The following is a 1,270-nucleotide window of genomic DNA, read 5'->3' on the forward strand; positions in this document are numbered from 1 at the left end:
CGCCAGGCCGGCGCGCGCCGGCCCGCCCAGCCGCACGCCCTCGCCGCGTGCGAGCGCGATCAGGGCGCCAAGCCCGAATTCCAGCATCACCGGGTTCGACCAGAACGCCAGCGGCACGGCCTCCGGCTTCAGCCAGGCGCCCGCCAGCACGATTCCGGCGAGGGCCGCCACGAGCCAGGCAACGCCGGCCCGGCGACCCCAGCCGAGACCGAGCGCGAACAGCGCGTAGAACGCCATCTCGCAATTGAGCGTCCAGCCGAGGCCGTAGAGCGGCAGCACCGCGCCGTCCGGCCGCGCCGCGGGCCAGAACAGGAAGGAGGCGACGACCTGGCCGGCGTCCGGCGGTCCGCCGCTGCCGTTGAGGGCCGACGGCGCCGCCAGCCCGACCGCGAGGTAGAGCGCGGTGACCAGCCAGTACAGCGGCACCACCCGCGCGATCCGATGCGCCAGGAAGCGGCGCCGACCTCCGCTCTCCGCCGCATGGCGCCCGACCGCGTGCGGCGCCGCGGCGTGGACGATGATGAAGCCCGAGATCACGAAGAACACGTCGACGCCGCCGGCCCAGGGCAGCAGCCCGCTCGGGGCGAAGGCCGCGCCCGTCCGCTGCGCCAGCGCGGCCGCCTCGGCCTGCGCATGGTGCATCACGACGAGCAGCGCCGCGACCGCGCGCAGGATCTGAACTGACAAGATCTGGGTGGAGCGGGGCGTCAAGGCGGGGCCTCGGGACGGAAGGACGGCGAAAGGCATGGCGGCTGCCGCGGGGTGGATCAAGCGTCGCAGCCCGCGCGGCGGACGGCGCAAGGTCAGGCAAGACCAGAGGAACCATGCGCGATCGTCATCGTTGGTTCGATGAAGTGCTGTCGCCGTCCGTTTCGGTTGAAACCGGTATGGGCGATACAACTACGCCGGCTTGCACGCTCACCATTCATCGATCGAGGTTTTCAATGCTGAAGAAATACGCCATCCTGTCCGCGCTCGCCTTCGCCGTCTCGACCCCGGCCATGGCCCAGGGCCTGAGCGATTTCCGTCTGCAGTCGCTGCAGGCGAACGCCTTCGAGATCCAGTCGAGCCAGATCGCGCTGTCGAAGTCCCGCAACCCACAGATCCGGACCTACGCCCAGGAAGCGATCCGCGACCACCGTTCGGCCAACGTCGCCCTCGTCGGCGGTGACCGCAACTACGTCGCCGCGCAGGGCGGCGTGGTCGGCGGTCCGGTGGACGGCTTGATCGGCGCGCCGCTGGCGGTGGCCGGTGGCGCCGTCGGCGCGCC

General features: G+C 71.7%; 2 protein-coding genes. One reads left to right on the forward strand and one right to left on the reverse strand.

Annotation, left to right across the window (positions count from 1 at the left end; translation table 11 throughout):
* A partial coding sequence (locus FV230_RS28440) for an acyltransferase (protein WP_246695047.1) occupies positions 1 to 711 on the reverse strand: 711 nt, incomplete at its 3' end.
* Between the two features lie 233 nt (positions 712 to 944).
* On the opposite strand from FV230_RS28440, the gene FV230_RS28445 reads away from it, so the two are divergent.
* On the forward strand, positions 945 to 1,270 hold a 326-nt coding region (locus FV230_RS28445; protein WP_147844740.1), incomplete at its 3' end, for a DUF4142 domain-containing protein.

Source organism: Methylobacterium sp. WL6, assembly GCF_008040095.1.
GTDB lineage: Bacteria > Pseudomonadota > Alphaproteobacteria > Rhizobiales > Beijerinckiaceae > Methylobacterium.